The 20,150-nt window shown below is 41.1% G+C and carries 18 protein-coding genes; 17 read left to right on the top strand and 1 reads right to left on the bottom strand.

Annotated features, from left to right (window positions below; all coding sequences use genetic code 11):
* Positions 1-23: 23 nt before the first annotated feature.
* The 15 genes from dcd to OW157_RS00720 all read left to right on the top strand — a co-directional run bounded on the left by dcd (position 24) and on the right by OW157_RS00720 (position 14,675).
* Entirely contained in the window at positions 24-542 is a 519-nt protein-coding gene (gene dcd, locus OW157_RS00650; RefSeq protein WP_268751400.1) for a dCTP deaminase, read from the top strand.
* Positions 543-670: 128 nt separating this feature from the next.
* The gene (locus tag OW157_RS00655) at positions 671-2,599 is read left to right on the top strand and encodes an ABC-F family ATP-binding cassette domain-containing protein (protein ID WP_268751401.1); all 1,929 of its coding nucleotides are present in this window, start codon (positions 671-673) and stop codon (positions 2,597-2,599) included.
* Positions 2,600-2,608: 9 nt separating this feature from the next.
* Positions 2,609-3,556: a thymidylate synthase gene (locus OW157_RS00660; RefSeq protein ID WP_268751402.1), complete on the top strand. Its 948-nt coding sequence runs from the start codon at positions 2,609-2,611 to the stop codon at positions 3,554-3,556.
* A gap of 11 nt (positions 3,557-3,567) precedes the next feature.
* A complete protein-coding gene (locus OW157_RS00665; protein WP_268751403.1) occupies positions 3,568-4,071 on the top strand; it encodes a dihydrofolate reductase in 504 nt (167 codons plus the stop codon).
* Positions 4,072-4,683 carry a DUF2140 family protein gene (locus OW157_RS00670; RefSeq protein ID WP_268751404.1) on the top strand — a complete coding sequence of 204 codons (612 nt, stop codon included), beginning with the start codon at positions 4,072-4,074 and terminating at the stop codon, positions 4,681-4,683.
* A gap of 4 nt (positions 4,684-4,687) precedes the next feature.
* Positions 4,688-4,906, top strand: a complete 219-nt coding sequence (locus OW157_RS00675) for a YozE family protein (RefSeq protein WP_268751405.1) — start codon at positions 4,688-4,690, stop codon at positions 4,904-4,906.
* Between the two features lie 34 nt (positions 4,907-4,940).
* A complete protein-coding gene (locus tag OW157_RS00680) occupies positions 4,941-6,488 on the top strand; it encodes a S41 family peptidase (RefSeq protein ID WP_268751406.1) in 1,548 nt (515 codons plus the stop codon).
* A gap of 77 nt (positions 6,489-6,565) precedes the next feature.
* On the top strand, positions 6,566-7,120 hold the full coding sequence (gene lepB / locus OW157_RS00685) for a signal peptidase I (protein ID WP_268751408.1): 555 nt from the start codon (positions 6,566-6,568) through the stop codon (positions 7,118-7,120).
* Positions 7,121-7,254: 134 nt separating this feature from the next.
* Positions 7,255-8,064 carry a glycosyltransferase family 8 protein gene (locus OW157_RS00690; protein ID WP_268751409.1) on the top strand — a complete coding sequence of 270 codons (810 nt, stop codon included), beginning with the start codon at positions 7,255-7,257 and terminating at the stop codon, positions 8,062-8,064.
* Between the two features lie 16 nt (positions 8,065-8,080).
* Positions 8,081-8,953 (top strand): ribosome biogenesis GTPase YlqF, encoded by an 873-nt coding sequence (gene ylqF / locus OW157_RS00695; RefSeq protein ID WP_268751410.1) that lies wholly within the window; start codon positions 8,081-8,083, stop codon positions 8,951-8,953.
* Positions 8,946-9,728, top strand: a complete 783-nt coding sequence (locus tag OW157_RS00700; protein WP_268751411.1) for a ribonuclease HII — start codon at positions 8,946-8,948, stop codon at positions 9,726-9,728. The genes ylqF and OW157_RS00700 overlap by 8 nt, the downstream gene beginning before the upstream one ends.
* A 55-nt stretch (positions 9,729-9,783) precedes the next feature.
* Positions 9,784-10,644 carry a DNA-processing protein DprA gene (gene dprA, locus OW157_RS00705; protein WP_268751412.1) on the top strand — a complete coding sequence of 287 codons (861 nt, stop codon included), beginning with the start codon at positions 9,784-9,786 and terminating at the stop codon, positions 10,642-10,644.
* 104 nt (positions 10,645-10,748) lie between these two features.
* Complete coding sequence (gene topA / locus OW157_RS00710) at positions 10,749-12,821, top strand: type I DNA topoisomerase (protein WP_268751413.1); 2,073 nt, start codon at positions 10,749-10,751, stop codon at positions 12,819-12,821.
* A gap of 116 nt (positions 12,822-12,937) precedes the next feature.
* Complete coding sequence (xerC, locus tag OW157_RS00715; protein ID WP_268751414.1) at positions 12,938-13,873, top strand: tyrosine recombinase XerC; 936 nt, start codon at positions 12,938-12,940, stop codon at positions 13,871-13,873.
* A complete protein-coding gene (locus tag OW157_RS00720; RefSeq protein ID WP_268751415.1) occupies positions 13,863-14,675 on the top strand; it encodes an HTH domain-containing protein in 813 nt (270 codons plus the stop codon). Before xerC ends, OW157_RS00720 begins: the two co-directional genes overlap by 11 nt.
* A 157-nt stretch (positions 14,676-14,832) precedes the next feature.
* Here the strand turns inward: OW157_RS00720 and plsY are convergent, their stop codons facing one another.
* Positions 14,833-15,429: a glycerol-3-phosphate 1-O-acyltransferase PlsY gene (gene plsY, locus OW157_RS00725; RefSeq protein WP_268751416.1), complete on the bottom strand. Its 597-nt coding sequence runs from the start codon at positions 15,427-15,429 to the stop codon at positions 14,833-14,835.
* Positions 15,430-15,557: 128 nt separating this feature from the next.
* On the opposite strand from plsY, the gene parE reads away from it, so the two are divergent.
* Together parE and parC are read left to right on the top strand one after the other, a co-directional pair.
* Positions 15,558-17,624 (top strand): DNA topoisomerase IV subunit B, encoded by a 2,067-nt coding sequence (gene parE / locus OW157_RS00730; protein ID WP_268751417.1) that lies wholly within the window; start codon positions 15,558-15,560, stop codon positions 17,622-17,624.
* Positions 17,618-20,074 carry a DNA topoisomerase IV subunit A gene (gene parC / locus OW157_RS00735; RefSeq protein WP_268751418.1) on the top strand — a complete coding sequence of 819 codons (2,457 nt, stop codon included), beginning with the start codon at positions 17,618-17,620 and terminating at the stop codon, positions 20,072-20,074. The genes parE and parC overlap by 7 nt, the downstream gene beginning before the upstream one ends.
* Positions 20,075-20,150 lie beyond the last annotated feature (76 nt).

A 20,150-nucleotide genomic window follows, 5' to 3' on the forward strand; every position in this document is an offset into this window, starting at 1 on the left:
AAAGATAAAGTGAGGATCAGACCATGATATTATCTGGCAAGAAGATTGCCCAATTACAAGGTAAGGGGATTGAAATTACCCCTTTTAATCCCGATCAAGTTAATCCTAATTCTTATAATCTTACTTTGGCCAATGAACTGTTGGTCTACACTGATCATGAATTAGATATGAAAACGAAGGCAGATACACAACGAATTACTATTCCTGAAGAAGGTCTGGTCTTGGAACCAGGCAAACTGTACCTTGGTCGGACCCAGGAATATACGGCGACGGATACTTATGTTCCTATGTTAGAGGGTCGGTCCTCAGTGGGACGATTGGGCCTATACATCCATGTAACAGCAGGATTTGGAGATGTGGGCTTTAAGGGCTATTGGACGCTAGAAATTCATTGTATTCAGCCTATTCGCATCTATCCTGGTGTGGAGATTTGCCAGATCTATTATCATACGATTGATGGTGACTATGAACTTTATCAATCTGGTAAGTATGCCAATAACTCCGGTATACAAGCCAGTCAACTCTACAAAGATTTTCACTAAGGGAATCACATTTACTCAAATAGGCAATTTAAACCGAAATAAAGGAGCTGGGACAAAAGTCCTAGCTTCTTTTTAAATGGGTAAGTATATGCTAAAATAATGGGGACTGTAGATAGAGAGGGCTAATTATGAGAGATTATAAAATAGAACATGCATATAAAAGTTTTGGAATGAAAGACCTCATTAAAGACGTGTCTTTTCTTATTCGTGAAGGCGACCATATTGGTTTAATTGGCAATAATGGTTCTGGTAAATCAACCTTATTGCGTGTGATGGCTAGTAAAGATAGTTTTGACCAAGGGCAGGTAGAACATGCTAAAGATTTTTCCATTGCCTATGTGCCCCAAGAAGCGAATCTTGATGCTGATCAAAGCATTTTTGAAGCCTTATATGAGTCAGATAGCCCCTTGGTGGCTTTAGTTGGTAAATATGAGCAAGCCACTTTAGCCTTACAAATGGATCCGGAAAATCCTACTGCGATTAAAAATTTCCAGAAGTGGGAACAAGAAATGAATCAAGCAGATGGATGGAACTTAGACACTAAAATCCAAAGTATTTTAAATCGTCTAGGGATTACCAATCTTTATCAAAAGGTTGCTCAACTTAGTGGGGGACAACGGAAGCGAGTTAATTTAGCCAAGGCCTTAATCGATGAGCCTGACTTGCTTCTAATGGATGAGCCCACCAACCACCTTGATTTTGAGATGGTAGAATGGTTACAAAATTATATCCGTAATTACAAGCATTCCGTTTTAGTGGTGACTCATGACCGTTACTTTCTTGACCATATTTCTGACCGTATTTTTGCCCTTAAGCAAGGGGAGTTAAAAGAATACGAAGGAAATTATCAAGCCTATTTAGAAAAACGTGCTCATGAAGAAGAAATCGCTGCTGCCAGCCAAGCCAAACAAAAGAAACTTTATAAAAGTGAGCTCGCGTGGATGCGCAAGGGAGCGAAGGCTAGAACGACCAAACAACAAGCACGGATTAATCGTTTTGAAGATTTGAAGGCAGATGTTACTAAACCCCAAGTCAATCAAGCTGATGTCGATTTGGACTTTGATCAAGAGCGCTTAGGTAAAAAGGTTATCCTACTTGAAGACGTCACTGTGGGCTATCCAGATAAAGTCTTGTTGTCTAATATTAATCTCCTGGTACAAAATCGTGATCGTATCGGAATTATTGGAGATAATGGGGTAGGGAAAACGAGTTTATTGAATACCATTGCTGGTTTACAATCCCCCCTAGCAGGCTATGTATCTATTGGAGAAACGGTAAAAATTGCTTATTTTAGACAATTACCGGCTGATCTTCCAGATGATAAACGTTTAATCACCTACATCCAAGAAGTAGCTGATGAATATGTTTATAATGATGGTCGCAAGGCGTCAGCACCCCAAATGTTAGAAAAATTTCTCTTCCCTCGTCCTAGCCATGGCATGAAGATTGGCTCGCTTTCAGGTGGAGAGAAAAAACGACTCTACTTACTTAAATTGTTGATGGAAGGACCGAATGTTCTCTTCTTAGATGAACCAACCAATGATTTGGATATTGATACCTTGACCGTTTTGGAGGATTATTTGGAAACTTTCCCGGGCACTGTTTTAACTGTTAGCCACGACCGTTATTTCTTGGATAAAGTAGTGGATAAACTATTAATTGCCCATGGACATGACCAATCTGTCACAAGTTTTTATGGCAATTATAGTAACTATCAAGAACAGGTGAAAAAAGCAGAGAAAGCTCATAGTAGCTCCGTCACTAAAAACAATCAAAAAGAAAGTCATTCCGTCACTCCTCCTGAAGATTCTAAACAAGAATCAAAAGCTAACAATCAAAAACGGCGGATGACCTATCAAGAAAAGAAAGATTGGGAGACGATTGAAGACGATATTGCTAAATTAGAAACAGAAATTAGTAATATTGAAGAGGAAATGGTGGCTAATGGTTCAGATTTAGGAAAATTAAACGATTTGCAAAAAGAAAAAGAAAGCAAAGAAGTATCTTTGCTAGAGAAAATGGAGTACTGGGAATATTTATCAGATTTAAGAGTCTAGGAGGCAACTATGACACAACAATATCTTGATTTACTGAACACAATACTCACTGAAGGGGCTGACAAATCTGACCGTACGGGAGTGGGAACACGATCAATTTTTGGTTATCAAATGCGTTTTGACTTACAAGAAGGCTTTCCCTTATTAACCACTAAGAAAGTCCCTTTTTCCCTTATTAAGTCGGAATTGTTGTGGTTTTTACGAGGGGATTCTAATATCCGCTTTTTATTGGAGCACAATAACCATATTTGGGATGAGTGGGCCTTTGAAAAATGGGTGAATTCGTCAAATTACCAAGGGCCAGATATGACTGATTTTGGTTTACGTGCCGAGAGTGACCCTGAATTTAAAGCTGTCTACCTAGCTGAAAAGGAAAAATTCTGCCAAGCGATCTTAAATGATGATGATTTTGCCCAAGAATATGGTGACTTAGGCAATGTTTATGGAAAACAATGGCGACAATGGCAAGGACGTCAAGGTCAGACTATTGACCAAATTGCAAATATAATTGACCAATTAAAAAACACGCCGGATTCTCGGCGGATTATCTTATCGGCCTGGAATCCTGAAGATGTGCCTCATATGGCTCTACCACCATGCCATACTATGGCCCAATTTTATGTCCAAGATAATAAACTTTCCTGTCAACTCTACCAGCGTTCTGGCGACGCTTTTCTTGGGGTTCCCTTCAATATTGCTTCATATGCCTTATTGACCCATTTACTGGCGCGCGAAGTTGGCTTAGACCTAGGGGATTTTGTCCATACTTTTGGTGACCTTCATATTTACAATAATCATTTTGATCAGGTCAAAGAGCAATTAAGTCGTCAACCTGGTGACTTGCCAGAATTAGTCATTACAGGAGAAGGCAAGTCCCTGTTTGAATTAGATATGGCCGATATCAAGATTAAAAATTACCATCCACAAGCAGCTATTAAGGCACCTGTAGCAGTATAGGAGGAATGATTATGTTAATTGCCATTTGGGCCCATGCTAAGGACGGGCTAATCGGAAAAGATATGACCATGCCTTGGCACTTACCTAAGGATTTGGCTTTTTTTAAGCAACAAAGCCTAGGTAAGCCTGTGGTTATGGGGCGAAAGACTTATCAAGGTTTTGGCTACCGTCCCTTACCTAAGCGTGAAAATATTATTTTAACCCGACAAAAATCTCCTTTTGACTCAGACTACGATCAAAGCCAAGTCATATTGACTGACTCCATTCAGGCTATTATTGAGCGTGGGGAAAAAGAGGACGTCATTATTATGGGAGGGAGCCAAGTTTATCAACTTTTTTGGCCCTATCTAGATGAACTGCGCATCACGGAAATTGATGCGGAATTTTCTGGAGATACTTATTTTAATCCTGATCTATCTGATTTTGAAAAATACCAGGAAATTGAAGGGGAGACAGACGCTAAGAATCCTTACCCTTTTCGTTTTCATTTTTACCGTCGTAAGGGAGGAATTTAGATGAAACAAGTTTCTGTGTTTTGGCGGTGGGCTTGCTTGGTCTTACTTGCTGTGGTATTGTTGCCTATTATTTGGCTGTTTGCCTATTTAACTTTTTTCTATGAAGCAGGTGGCGCTCCGCAAGCAACATCTCCTGTTGGTCAGGAAAATATAGCAGCACAAACGGCTGTGTCAACGCAATCTTTTAATGCCTTATTAGAAGCGGCAATTGGAGGCGACCAAGTGCCTTACCAATTGCAAGTGACCGACGCTGTTTATTTTTCTGGTCAATTTAATCTCTATGGCCAGTCAGTAGACTATGAAATGGTGGGGCAACCGGAAGTTGATGACCAAGGGAATATTCGCCTTCAAGTCCAAAGAATTGATGTGGCAGGAATTGATCTTCCTATCCAGGTGTCCTTGGCTCTATTTGATTTGGCCCTATCAGATGATGTGCCATTAGAAACAGATGCTGACAATGAAGCTTTGCTTGTGCGTTTAGATCAGGTTTCAGACCAAGTGGGCTTAGCTATTAGGGCACAAAGTATCGACTTAGAACAGGACCATATTGAACTCGATATGGCAATACCCGTTGAATTGATCATCCAACAGATTGAAAAAAATCAGGAGTGAGAAAGTGAACCAATCCTTTTATCATTTTTCCCAGACCTTACGCAATTCTGCTAAAATCGGACAAGACCCTGAAGCGACCCTAGCAGAACTAATTTTTAAGGACAGCGACTTCCCAAAATATTCACAAGACTTTCAAGAAATAAGTGATTATATTGAGTTAAATAGTCGTTACAGTGACTATGTCGCCAGTTTTGACGCCATGTGGGAAAAATATCGCTATTAGAAAGAACAAGAGAATGAGAGAGAAGGCTGATATTATGTCAGAGAACACAGAAAAAGAAAGCCAGCAGCCGGATATTGATCAAAATATAGGTGGCCAAGAAAAGCAAGTGGCTGAATCAAAAACGAACACACATGACCAGAAGAAATCATTTGGTCAAGGCTGCCTTTTTATTGGTGTTTATCTGCTGAGTTTACTGTGTTTAGCGGCCCTAGTTTTTTTTGCTAGTCGTTTTTATTATACAGGTGCCATGCCTTGGGATGGCTTAATCAACCAAAATAGTGTCATGTCAGGGCAAGACATTCGCCGTATCCAACAAACCTACCAAACCATCCAGTCGTCTTATATTGAAGAGGTAGACCAGGATGCCTTAGTTAAGGGTGCCATCAATGGCATGACTCAAGCAATTGATGACCCATATTCCCAATTTCTTCAAGGAGAAGAAGCTAGTCAGTTAGAGTCAACCATTGAGGGGTCTTTCGATGGTATTGGAGCCGAAATCATGCAAAAAGATGGCAAAATCCAAGTTGTCTCACCAATCAAAGATTCACCAGCTGAAAAGGCAGGCATTCAAGCCAATGATGTGATTTTAGCAGTAGACGGCCAGTCATTAGAAGGTAAGACTGCCCAAGAAGCAGTCGCTTTGATTCGTGGCGAAGCAGGTACTGATGTCGTTTTAACGCTTGAGCGCCAAGGCCAAAGCCAGGAAGTCACTGTCACTCGAGGTGAAATCCCTATCCAAACGGTCCATAGTGAAATGATTGCGGGTACTGATGTTGGGCGTATTCAAATTACTAATTTCTCTAGCCCAACTTATGATGAAGTGGTCGAAGCGGTGAAAACATTACGCCAAGAAGGAGCAAAGCGCTTTGTGCTTGATGTGCGTTCCAATCCTGGTGGACTCCTACCCTCTGTTTTACAAATTGCGAATATGTTTCTAGATGATGGAGATACTATCCTGCAAATTCAAGAAAAATCAGGCCAGGCACAAAAAATGCTAGCCTCTAATGAAGACTATGGTGACTTTAAGGTGGATGAGCCGGTAGCTGTTCTTATTGATCAAGGATCTGCTTCCGCCTCAGAAATTTTAGCAGCTGCCTTACAAGAATCAGTTGGTGCACCAATTGTAGGTAGTCCAAGCTTTGGAAAAGGAACTGTACAGACGGTGATTCCCATGGATGAGAGTGCAGAACTCAAGTTAACGGTGGCAAAATGGTTGACACCTAATGGGAATTGGATCAATGAAAAAGGTGTCCAACCCGATGAAGAAGTGAAATTACCTGATTATGCGCAACTTACTTTGATTGATACCAGTCAGCGTTATCAACTTGGTCAAGAGTCTAAGGAAATCGAAAACATAAAGGCTATTTTGGCCGCTCTAGGTTATTTAAGCGATGACCAAGTCAATGAGCTTTATGACCAAACTACTAGCCAAGCAGTAGAAAACCTACAAAACGATGCAGGACTTGAAGTGACAGGTGAAATTAATTCAGATACTGCAAACTGGATGATTCAAGCGATTCAAGAGAAAATACAAGCCAACGATAAGCCTTTAGAAAGGGCAGTAGATATCCTTGAAGAATGAAATGGAGCCAGTTAATATGCTATAATAAGAGAAAACTGTCATGACAAGAACGATAAATCGGCAAGAAGGGCGAAAAGATGAAACGATTTTTTTCTGAAATACTTTCCATTGTTATCTCTATTGTGATAGCCTTAGGAATTTTTTGGGTCACTAAAACCTATTTCTTTTACCAAATTGAGGTGGATGGCGATTCTATGTACCCGACCATGCAAGATGGCGAACGCTATATCCTTAATGTTCAAGGCGATATTGACCGCTTCGATATTGTGGTATTTCCAGCGCCAGATGGGTCCAATGCTCAATATGTTAAACGGGTAATCGGAGTGCCTGGTGATGAAATTGAGTACCGAGATAATCAACTCTATGTCAACGGACAGGCGGTTGAAGAGGAGTACTTGAATGCTTTAGAAGCGGCTAATCCTGGTCAAAAGGTGACACCTGACTTTACTTTAGACGAAATTACCGGTGAACATACCGTACCAGAAGGTGAATATTTTGTCTTAGGCGATAACCGTCCCGTATCAAAAGATGGCCGTTACTTTGGTTTCATTGATGAAGAAACGATTGATGGGACAACCAATTTACGGATATGGCCATTCTCTAAATTTGGTCGTATTCAGTCGGAAAATTAAGTGGTGATTGTTAGACCTAGTCGTAAGTAATAGCTAGTGATTAAATGATAGGGGCTTTCTTGCTTGGACAAGAAGCCCTTATTTTCTGTAAAAACCACTGTAAGCCTAGCAGACAATAAGGAGGCTAGTTGCTGATGAATCTTTTGTTTTGTATCAACGATAATTATGTCGACCAATTTAAGGTGACTCTATACTCTTTGATTGCTAATACTTCTGTAAAAGATATTAAGGTCTTTATTATGCAGAACCCTGTTTTAGCAAGAAATGTAGAAATCAAGCAGTTTTGTCAAAAAATTGGTGCCACTTATCATCCTATTGTCGTGGATTCCGATAGTTTTCAAAATGTTCCCATTACAGATCGTTATCCGGAAACCATTTACTATCGTTTGTTGGCTCAAGATTACTTACCTGAAGACTTAGATCGGATCTTATATCTGGATGCGGATATTTTATGCATTAATGAGGTTAAGGCTCTCTATACCATTGATATGGGACAGGCCCCATATGCAGCAGCAAGTCACACCGATGATTCAGAGTTGACCACAGCGGTGAATCGTTGGCGATTGGGGAATTATGACTCCGCTTCTTACTATAATTCAGGCGTTTTATTGATGAATCTCAAGGTTTTGCGTGACTTGGTGTCCCACCAAGAAATTATGGCTTATATTAATGATATGGGTAATCGTTTATTCTTACCTGACCAAGATATTTTAACGGCGCTTTATGGCCATAATGTGATTAATATTCCTGATGAAATTTATAATTATGATACCCGTTACCAGCTCTATTATGCTGCCAAGAGCAAGGGGGAGTGGGATTTAGATTGGGTTATGGCCCATACCGTTTTTCTGCATTTCTGTGGCCGCATTAAACCTTGGAAAAGCAAAAATTCAGGTATCTACTCTAGCCTCTATAAACACTATGCCCATCTCGCCAATAACTAATGAAAGGAAGATGATAATGGCAACAATCCAATGGTATCCCGGACATATGGCCAAGGCCAAGAAAGAAGTTCAAGAAAATTTAAAAGCTGTTGATGTTGTAATTGAATTACGTGATGCCCGCATCCCTGAATCTAGCAAAAATCCTATGCTTGAAAAAATTATTCAGAATAAGGCTCACATCATTGTCTTGAATAAGTCTGACTTAGCTGATTCACGGCAAACCAAGGCTTGGCAAAACGCCTTAACTAACGATACGACAAGTGTAATGACCTTGAATAGTAAAAATCCCAAGGCCATGAAACAGTTTAAAAAGTCCCTCTATGACCATACGCAGTCACTTCGTGATAAGTGGTTACAAAAAGGACTTAAAGCCAAAGCAATTCGATTAATGATTATTGGTATACCCAATGTAGGGAAATCGACATTTATCAATCAATTTACCAAGCAGAAAAAAGCTAATGTTGGCAATAAACCAGGGGTTACCAAGGGCCAGCAATGGATTCGCATTGACAAAGACTTTGAATTGTTGGATACCCCAGGAATTTTATGGCCTAAGTTTGAGGATAAGGATGTGGCCATGCATCTTGCCTTAACTGGTGCCATTAAGGATACCCATTTTTATAAGGACGATGCTGCACTTTATGCTTTGGCCTTTCTATTGGATTATTATCCTGACTATTTAAGTAATAAGTACCCGATTAACCCTCAAGATTTTCATCCCCCATATCCAGAATTGTTAATGACTTTAACGCAGAAAATGGGCTTGTTGGAAGACTATGAACGGGCTAGTGAACGCCTGCTTCGCGACCTTAAGAATGGCCATTTGGGTCCTCTTAGCCTGGACCGAATTGAAGACTACTATGATCTAGAGGGTAATGCTGATGATTAACAAAAAACCTGCAACAATTGCTGACATTAAAGCTTATTTAAAACAAGATTTGTCTCTTATTGACCCAACTTATGTCAAAGCTTTGGCCCAGGATGACCGTAAAGGGGTAGCTAGTGCCTTAGCAGCTTATCATAAGCGTTGTGAAAAAGAAGCGGCCATTTTGCAAGCCATTGATCAGCTTAAGGCTAGAGAACGACAATTACGCCAAGCAGGTTACCAATTTATTGCCGGTGTTGATGAGGTAGGTCGTGGTCCCTTAGCTGGCCCAGTGGTGGCTGGGGCTGTTATTTTACCTGAAGATATGCCGGCCGTTTACTTCAATGATTCTAAGCAACTTTCTCATCAAAAACGTATGGCTCTAGTGGCTGATATTGAAAAATATGCGATAGCCTATGCGGTTGCTGGTCAATCAGCCCAGGTCATTGACCAGGTAAATATTCTTCAAGCCTCCAAACAAGCCATGGCCCTAGCCATTGATAAATTGACTCCTCAACCTGACTACCTGCTAGTGGATGCGGTTGCTTTAGACCAAGTATCTATTCCACAAAGCCATCCTATTAAAGGTGATGCAACAGTTTATGCCATTGCGGCAGCATCCATTTATGCCAAGGAGAAGCGGGATGCACTTATGCGCCAATATGACGACCAATTTCCTGGCTATGGATTTGGTCGTAATGCTGGTTATGGCACTAAAGACCACCTAGCGGCCTTAGAAAAAGGGGGACCAACGCCTATTCACCGCCGTACTTTTGCTCCAGTTAAGAAATATTTATAGTTAAAAGTCAATTCTTTTTCGTATTTATTAATAGAAGGAAAGGAGTTGACTTTTTATGTTGACTAAAACAGAAGAAGCTGATCGTGACCAAATATTAATCTATCTAAGTGAATACGGGGGTTTAACTTATGAGGACACGGTTTGGTGTTTTTCCGTTGAAGATGATGCTGTTTTTAGGACGCGTCTCCAGCATATTTTGACTAAGCAAGGAAACAAGTGGGTCAATTTTACCCGTAAGTATCCTTGGGAATTTTTTCTCGACTTATATGAGGAACATCAAATTGTGCCGATAACCATTAATGATCCCCGTTATCCCTTATATTTAAGTGAAATTTACCAACCGCCATTGGTCCTCTTTAGCCAAGGCAAGCTTACTTTGTTAGATCAGCCTGCCTTGTCTGTGGTGGGGAGCCGCCAGTTATCAACTTATGGTAAGAATCTCATCCATAAATTAGTCCCGGCTCTGGCCCAAAAATTAATCATAGTTTCGGGCATGGCAGCTGGTGCCGATAGCCAAGCACACTTGTCTACTATCCATGCCCATGGACAAACTATTGGTGTTATTGGTACAGGGCTGACCAATGTTTATCCTCGTCACAACGGCGATTTACAAGCCTATATGGGCAAGCATCAACTTTTAGTGAGTCCCTTGCCCAATCTAGCGGATGTACGTAAATGGCACTTTCCTTACCGAAATCGTGTGATTGCTGGCTTGAGTCAGGGCTGTTTAGTTGTCCAGGCAGCCAAACGGTCAGGCTCTTTGATTACAGCTAATTATGCCTTGCAAGAAAATCGGAATGTTTACGCTAGTCCAGCATCATTGTTTGCCCAAGAGTGCTTGGGGAACTTGGAATTAATTCAAGCAGGCGCTAAATTAGTCTGTCAGCCTAGCGATATTTTGGAGGATTATATATAGAAGGTTTGGCATTTTTTGGCCATTAAAATTTGACAAATAAGCTCCCTTAGAATATTATGTATAGCGATTTGACCTAAAGACAAATAGTAGAAAGGAGCTTATCGTTGGCATTTAAATATTTAGTTATCGTAGAGTCACCGACGAAAGCCAAAACCATTGAAAAATATCTCGGTAGAAATTACAAGGTCGTGGCCTCTAAGGGACATTTGCGTGATCTTCCCAAGAGTCGGATGGGTATTGACATTGATAATGACTACCAGCCAGATTATATTTCTATCCGTGGTAAGGGCCCCCTTATCAAAGAATTGAAGCGCTATGCAAAAAAAGCAGAAAAAGTCTATATCGCATCTGACCCGGACCGTGAAGGAGAAGCCATTGCTTGGCATTTGGCTCATTTACTGGGCTTGGATCCTACTGATAATATCCGGGTGACCTATAACGAAATTACCAAGGATGCTGTAAAAGCGGCTATCAAAAACCCACGTCCAGTGAATACAGACTTAGTGGATGCCCAACAAGCACGTCGTGTCTTAGACCGCTTAGTGGGTTATAACTTGTCACCAATGTTGTGGAAAAAGGTTAAAAAAGGCTTATCTGCAGGTCGGGTACAGTCAGTCGCCTTGCATATGATTATTGCTCGGGAAAAGGAAATTCGCGCCTTTAAGCCAGAAGAATATTGGTCAGTAGACGGGGTTTTTATGAAGGGGCGCAAGACCTTTAAGGCGGATGCCTCTAAATATAAGGGCCAAAAACTTGACTTAAAAAATGAAGATGATGTCAAAGAATTTATGCAAGAGATCACTACTAATGAATTCCAAGTACAAAATATCAAGGAAAAAGAACGGCGTCGTTTTCCAAGTAAACCCTTTACAACCTCATCTATGCAACAAGAAGCGGCTAAAAAGATTAATTTTCGTAGCCGTAAAACCATGATGATTGCCCAACAACTCTATGAAGGAATTAAATTAGGTAAAGGGCCAGCAGAAGGTTTGATTACTTACATGCGGACGGACTCTACCCGTATTTCAGAATCAGCGCAAAACCAGGCCAAGTCCTTCATTAAGAGTGAGTATGGCGACCAATATTTGGGGAAAGGCAGCAAAGGCAAACAAGCTGCTGGTAGCCAAGATGCCCACGAAGCTATCCGTCCTTCCAATGTAGAACGGACACCTAGTGAAGTAGAAGCTTACTTAAACAAGGACCAATTCAAACTCTACTCATTGATTTGGTCACGTTTTATGGCTAGTCAGATGGCACCAGCTATCTATGATACTGTAGCTTGTGACCTAGTTCAAAACCAAGCCACTTTTCGTGCCAATGGGTCTAAAATTAAGTTTCCAGGTTACCAAAAGGTTTATACCGAAGCGAATAACAAGGACAACTTCTTGCCTGACTTAGTTGAAGGTGAAATGGTCAAGAGCAAGGAAATTGAACCTAATCAACATTTCACCCAACCACCAGCTCGCTATACCGAAGCCTCACTTATTAAGACTTTGGAAGAAAAGGGTGTGGGCCGTCCGTCAACCTATTCACCAACCATCGAAACTTTGATAAAACGCTATTATGTTAAGTTAGAAGCTAAACGTTTTGAGCCTACCGAATTAGGAGAAATCGTCAATGACTTAATTAGTGATTTCTTCCCCGAAATTGTAGACACTCAGTTTACCGCTGATCTAGAGGCAGAACTAGATGCTATTGAAACTGACAAAAAGGAATGGGTTGAGGTGATTGACTCCTTCTACAAACCTTTCTCCAAAGAATTAGATAATGCCGAAGAGAAGATGGAAAAAATCGTCATCAAAGACGAACCTGCAGGCTTTAAATGTCCCGATTGTGGTCATGATATGGTGATTAAGTTAGGACGCTATGGTAAGTTTTATGCCTGTTCTAATTTTCCTGATTGTCGTCATACCGAAGCAATCGTCAAAGAAATTGGCGTAGAATGCCCAACTTGCCACAAGGGTCAAGTCGTAGAACGGAAATCGAAGAAAAATCGTATTTTCTATGGTTGCAGCCGTTATCCTGATTGTGACTTTGTGGACTGGAATAAACCAGTGGGTCGTCAGTGTCCTAAATGCGATCACTATCTAGTTGAGAAGAAGAAACGTGGTAGTAAGCAAGTTATTTGTTCCAATTGTGATTACAAGGAAGATGAAACCAAAGCCAGTCAACAATAGTGCTATTTGCTTATAGTAGCTGAATTGTCTTAAATAATCATAAAATTCTGACAAATTCGTTGTCAGCCTCCTCTAATTGTGGTAAATTAAAATAGCAAGTTAGAGGGGGCTTTTTTATGGCGCACGATAGCTATTATGATTATTTTGAGTCATTTTTAGCAGATGAGAAGCATTACAGTCCTGATACCATTAAGGCCTATCTGAATGATTTCGCTCAATTTCAAGACTTTATGCAAGAAGCGGGAATTTCAAATTATCAAGAGTTGACTTATCGAGACATCCGCATTTATCTAGGTCAATTGCAAAGGCAAGGCATGAGTCGCCAATCAGTGGCTCGCCACTTGTCGGCACTGAGAACCGCCTACCAAGTCTTTGTTAAGCTCAAACTGGTCAAGGAGAATCCGTTTCACTATGTCTCATCAGCCAAGCAAGGCCTAAAATTACCGGATTTTTTTTATGAAGAAGAGATGGAGGCTTTGTTTGCGGCGATTACAGGTAATGATCCAATGGCCTTGCGTGATCGGGCCTTGTTAGAGTTTTTATATGCGACAGGAGCTAGGGTAAGTGAGTGTCGTGATTTAACTTTAGATCAAATTGATTTCGATACGGATATCGTTTTGCTCCATGGGAAGGGTAATAAGGACCGCTATGTGCCTTTTGGGCGTTTTTGTCGCACAGCCCTCAAGGATTATCTGAGTCAAGGGCGTGACAACTTAATAGCTAAGAGTCAAGCTGACCATGATAAGGTCTTTGTTAACCACCGTGGTCAGCCACTTACCAGCGCTGGAATTAGCTATATTTTAGACCAAATTGTCAAAAAATCAGCTAGTCATTTAGCTATCCACCCCCATAAACTACGGCATTCTTTTGCTAGCCATTTATTGAATCATGGAGCAGATATCCGTACTGTACAGGAATTATTGGGGCATTCATCCTTGTCCTCAACGCAAATCTATACCCACATTTCCAAAGAAAATTTACGCCAAAATTATTTAAAGTTTCACCCGCGGGCCCATCGTGATAAAAGTAAGGAGTCAAATTATGGAAAATGATATTTTAGCTAAAATTCGACAAATCAAAGAGATTGTTAAAAGAGAAGATATCGTCGTCAATGATACGATTGATGAGTTTCCCTTCCAACTTTTGATTAAGGTCTTGGGAGAAATTCTCAATGCCAATACGTATTTGGTGAGTGATTCTGGGGAGCTTTTAGGTTTTTTATCTGTTTATGATCTGATTAATAGTGACCGAACCAACCAAATGATGGCTGACCGGCAATTAGATGGGGCCTATATGGAGGGCTTGTTGGGGGTTAATAAAACCCTAGACAATATATCTGTGACCGATGATAAGACCATTATTGCCACTGAAAATCGCAAGGAATTTCCTGAGGGTAAAACAGCGATTATTCCTATTTTTGCTGCTAATATTAAAGTCGGTTACTTGATTTTGGCTCGGCCAGACGCTAGCTTTGAAACTTCTGACTTAATTTTAGCCGAATATATCGCTTCATTATTAGCCTTAGAAATGGATTATTTAAATCGTGATCGCCAAGCTGAAAATAACCGACGCAAACATTTGATGGAATTAGCTGTGAAGTCATTATCTTATTCTGAATTAATGGCGATGCGGACAATCTTCGCTGACCAAAAAGAAGCTACCTTCCGTATCACAGCTTCTAAAATTGCCGAAGAGGTTGGTATTACTCGGTCAGTCATCGTTAATGCCTTGCGTAAATTAGAATCAGCCGGCGTAATTCAGTCGCGGTCCCTAGGAATGAAGGGGACCCATATTGATGTCAACAATGACCGCAACTTAAAACTTCTCCAAGAAGAATTGCACAAGGACTTTTAGAGCTAATCTAAGGCATAAGAAAAAGCCTGAGACTGTGTATGACTCGTAGAAATTAGAATGTAAATTCTAACTTTTGTTGGTCACATCACTGGTGTCCAGGCTTTTTATGTGCGGTAATTCTTTAGCTTAAAATCAAGTAGCTTGTATTTGGTTAAGATTATTTTTTTCCAAAGCCAAAGGGCACCTTGCTCTCTGTCCCACTTTGAATACGACGAATATTTTCTTGGTGACGGATTAAGACAATTAACCAAATGAGGCAAGTCATCCCAGTCAACATCCAGTCTCCTTGAATGATGCTTAGGATAATTACGAAAAAGACAGCCACAATTGCTGACAAGCTTACCATACGGAAAAAATATAAAACAATAGCAAAACATATGATAGCCAGCAAAGCAAACAAAGGATTATAGGCGGTAATCAAGCCTAAGCTAGTGGCGATGGCCTTGCCTCCTTTAAATTTCAGATAGATAGGATAGGCATGGCCTAAAACAGCAAAAAAACCAAAAATTAAGGGATGCCAAGTCACACCAGTTAAATTAGCCGCTAGTAATACAGGTAGAAAGCCTTTTGCCATATCACAGAGAAAAACAATAACCCCACCTTTCTTACCTAAACCACGAAAGGCGTTGGTGGTGCCAATATTACCTGACCCGATTTGTCTGATATCCGTGTGAAAAAAATACTTACCTACTAGTAATCCAAAGGGGATAGACCCCAAGAGGTAAGCAAAGATGATTAGCAGAAAATTAAGCATGTTAGAACTCCTCTCTTAGCATGTTAGAGCTATTATAGCATTATTCCACTTATTTGGTTACTAGTTTAAGTTGTGAAAAGGCAAAAATTCCAGTATGATAATTAAGATTGAAAAAAGGGGTTGAAACAATGACCAGCAATAAACGAGAAGAATATAATGAACAATCGATTCAGGTCTTAGAAGGCTTAGAAGCGGTGAGAAAACGGCCCGGAATGTATATCGGTTCAACGGATGCTCATGGACTCCATCATTTAGTTTATGAAATCGTAGATAATTCTATTGATGAAGCTTTATCAGGCTACTGTGATGAAATTACTGTCACCCTGCATAAGGATGGGTCGGTTACAGTTTTAGATAATGGTCGAGGGATGCCAATTGGACAACACGCTTCAGGACGTCCCACTGTGGAAGTTATTTTAACCGTCTTGCATGCTGGTGGGAAATTTGGTGGTTCTGGGTATAAAACATCTGGTGGTCTGCATGGTGTGGGATCATCAGTGGTTAATGCTTTATCTGATTGGTTGGAAGTCACTGTTCATCGAGACAAGACGTCCTATCAACAGCGTTTTGTCGATGGTGGGCAAGCGCAAAAGCCATCTACTAAGGCCATCCGTTCCAAAGAAACCGGCACTAAAATTTCCTTCAAGCCTAGTGAAGCTACCTTTGGCCAAGCCAAGCTAGATCCTCAAGTCATTCGAGAACACTTACGTGAATCAGCCTTCCTCTTAAAAGATTTAACGATTAATTTTACTGATGAGAATACTGGCGAAACAGATCAGTTTCATTATGAAGAGGGAATCGTCGCTTTTGTTAATTATTTGAATGAAGACAAGGATGCCTTAACTGAGCCAGTTTATTTCAAAGGTGTGGAAAATGACATTGAAATTGAATTGGCCTTCCAATACAACGATGGTTATTCTGAGACAGTCTTATCCTTTGTTAACAATGTGCGGACAGCAGATGGGGGAAGTCATGAATCCGGTATGCGGACAGGATTAACCAAAGCCTTTAATGAATATGCCCGTAAGGTAAACCTACTCAAGGCTAAGGAAAAAAATTTAGAAGGTTCTGATGTGAGAGAAGGCTACACTGCGGTCTTATCCGTGCGAATTCCTGAAGAAATTCTCCAATTTGAAGGACAAACCAAGTCTAAACTAGGGACAGCTCAAGCACGCCAAGCCACTGAAGCCCTAATTAATAGTCGGATGTCGGTTTACCTCTTAGAAAACGGAGAAACCGCGCAAATGCTGGTTCGAAAGGCCTTAAAAGCCCGTGAAGCCCGTGATGCTGCTCGAAAAGCTCGCGAAGATAGCCGGTCTGGCTCAAAGAAAAAAGGTAAGGAAAAACTCTTGTCTGGAAAACTGACTCCTGCCCAAGGACGCAATGCCAAGAAAAATGAACTTTTCTTAGTAGAGGGGGATTCAGCTGGTGGGTCAGCCAAACAAGGGCGTGATCGTAAGTTCCAAGCTATCTTGCCTTTACGAGGCAAAGTCTTAAATACCGAAAAAGCCAATATCCAAGATATTCTAAAAAATGAAGAATTAAATACCATTATTTATACGATTGGTGCTGGCGTGGGTCCTGAATTTGCTCTAGAAGAAGCGAATTACGATAAGATTATTATTATGACCGATGCGGATACTGATGGCGCCCATATTCAAGTGCTCTTGCTAACCTTCTTCTACCGTTATATGCGACCTTTAGTCGAAGCTGGCAAGGTCTATTTAGCCATGCCTCCACTCTACAAGGTATCTAAGGGCAAAGGCAAAAAAGAAGTTATCCGTTATGCCTGGACTGATGAAGAACTGGCGCAAGTCACTAAAGAAGTCGGCAAGGGTTATATTCTCCAACGCTATAAGGGTCTAGGGGAAATGAATGCGGATCAATTATGGGAAACGACGATGAACCCTGATTCGCGGACCCTAGTCCGTGTAACCCTGAATGACTTGGGTGTGGCAGAGAAACGGGTATCTGTCTTAATGGGCAACAAAGTACCACCTCGACGAAAATGGATTGAAAATCATGTGGCCTTTACTATGGCTGACCAGGACAATCTGTTAGAGAGTGCTGGGGATGAAGGCTCTGACCTAGAGATGGAAGGCCAAGCAGCGGACATGGTCAAGGAGCAAAATGACCAAGCGAAAAATGAGCAAATGTCTTTATTTGCTGAGGAAGGTGAAGAAGAAACATGGTAGACATTCAAGAATTAAGTTTAGAAGATGTCATGGGAGACCGTTTTGGCCGCTATTCCAAATACATTATTCAAGACCGGGCCTTACCGGATATTCGCGATGGGTTGAAACCTGTTCAACGACGGATTCTCTACGCTATGTACCAAGATGGGAATACAGCTGACCATAACTTTAGAAAGTCTGCTAAAACAGTAGGGAATGTGATTGGTAACTACCATCCTCATGGGGATTCATCGGTTTATGAAGCCATGGTGCGGATGAGTCAGGACTGGAAGAACCGTGAAGTTTTGATTGAAATGCACGGTAATAACGGATCTATGGACGGGGATTCGGCGGCCGCCATGCGGTATACTGAAGCCCGTTTAAGTAAAATTGCTGGGGAACTCCTCAAAGATTTGGATAAAGACACGGTCGCCACCATGCTTAACTTTGATGATACTACGGAAGAACCAACTGTCTTACCAGCTGCTTATCCTAATCTCTTGGTCAATGGTGCCAGTGGGATTTCGGCGGGTTATGCCACAGAAATTCCTACCCACAACCTAGGAGAGGTTATTGATGCCACAGTCTATTTGATTGACCATCCTAAGGCGACTTTGAATAAACTGATGGATTTTGTATCTGGACCTGATTTTCCAACTGGTGGCATTATTCAAGGTAAAGACGGTATTGAAAAGGCCTACCGTGATGGCCGAGGCAAAATCGTGGTGCGGGCTCGTTATAGTATTGAGAAAATTCGCGGTGGGAAACAAGAAATTGTTATTACTGAGATCCCTTTTGAGGTTAATAAGGCGAACTTAGTCCGGCGTATGGATGAAATTCGCTTGAATAAGAGTATCGATGGTATGGCAGAGGTCCGTGATGAATCGGACCGGAATGGCTTACGTATTGTGGTGGAATTGAAACGTGATGCTAATGCCGACGCTATTATCCAATATTTGTTTAAGAATTCTGATTTACAGGTGAATTATAATTTCAATATGGTAGCCATCCATGAGCAGCGCCCAGAACAATTAGGCTTAAAGGCCATTCTCCAAGCCTATATTGACCACCGCCAAGACATTATTCAACGGCGGACACGCTTTGACCTGGATAAGGCCCAGTCCCGTCTCCATATTGTTGATGGTTTAGTTAAGGCCTTATCTATCCTAGATGAAGTCATTCAAACCATCCGCCAATCGAAAAATAAACGTGATGCTAAGGAAAACTTAGTGACTAACTATGATTTTACTGATCGACAAGCTGAAGCAATCGTAAGCTTGCAACTCTATCGTTTAACTAATACTGATGTGACAGCACTCAAGGACGAACGATTAGATTTAAATGAAGCCATTGCCCATTACCAAGCCATTTTATCTGATGATAAGGTACTTTTCTCGGTAATGAAAAACGAATTGCGGGCCATTAAAAAAGCTTATGCTAGCCCACGTTTAAGTGAAATCCAAGATCAAGTCGATAAGATTGTTATTGATAAGGAATTACTGATTGCCGAAGAAACTGTAATGACAGTCGTTACCCAACTAGGCTATGTAAAACGCACCAGCTTACGATCTGTTAAGTCATCTGGTTTTGCAGAATTAGGCTTACGGGAAGGAGACCAAGTCCTCTATGTTAACCAACATTCAACCTTGGATAATTTAGTGATTTTAACGAGCAAGGGGAATTATATCTTCCAACCTGTTTATGAACTCCAAGATATTCGTTGGAAAGACTTAGGCGAACACTTATCGCAAAGAATTCCCTTAGCCAACGATGAAAATATTATTGCCGTTTATCCTTATGACCAAGACAGTCAAGCCACCGTTTTACTAGCAACTTCTGCGGGAATGATTAAGCAAAGTCGACTGGCTGACTTTAGTCAATTTAGAGGACATAAGTCCAAAGCATCAGTGGCAATGAAGTTGAGCCATGAAAATGACCAAGTTCTAGCTGCTTATCTCATGCCCCAAGCAGACCAGGGTCAAGTGCTAATTTTCACGGAATTAGGTTTTGCCTTACGTTACGCCGTTGATGAGGTAAACACTGTGGGCCCACGGGCTAAAGGGGTCAAATCTGTCAACTTAAAGAAAAATGATCAAGTCGTTGCCGTTCTCTATCAAGACCATGTGGATGATAAAGCACAAATGCTACTGGCTAGCCAAAGAGGGCACATGAAACGCCTTCGCTGGGAAGATATTAATGTCTTAGGCCGTGCCAAGCGTGGTTTGGCAAGTCTTAAGGAATTGAAGACGAACCCCCATCGTTTAGTGGCTGCCTTTATGTTGACTAGTCCACAAGACAAGTTTGAAGTTTTTGGGAGTCAAGGCACTAAAGACCAAATCAAAGCCGGTGACATCCCATTGGCTGAACGTTATGGCAACGGGTCTAAGCTATTAGATGAAGGAGAATTTGGCCAAGTCACTCGCATGCGTCGACTTTTAGGAGCCGATGATTTTGAAGTGGCCCTTGATTAAATGGGAATTTTCTTAGCAATAAATGTTATCAAGAAATTTGCATCATTTATTTTTCGTCGTAATCCTGTGTTATACT

The organism is Aerococcus kribbianus, from assembly GCF_026805545.1.
Lineage (GTDB): Bacteria > Bacillota > Bacilli > Lactobacillales > Aerococcaceae > Aerococcus > Aerococcus kribbianus.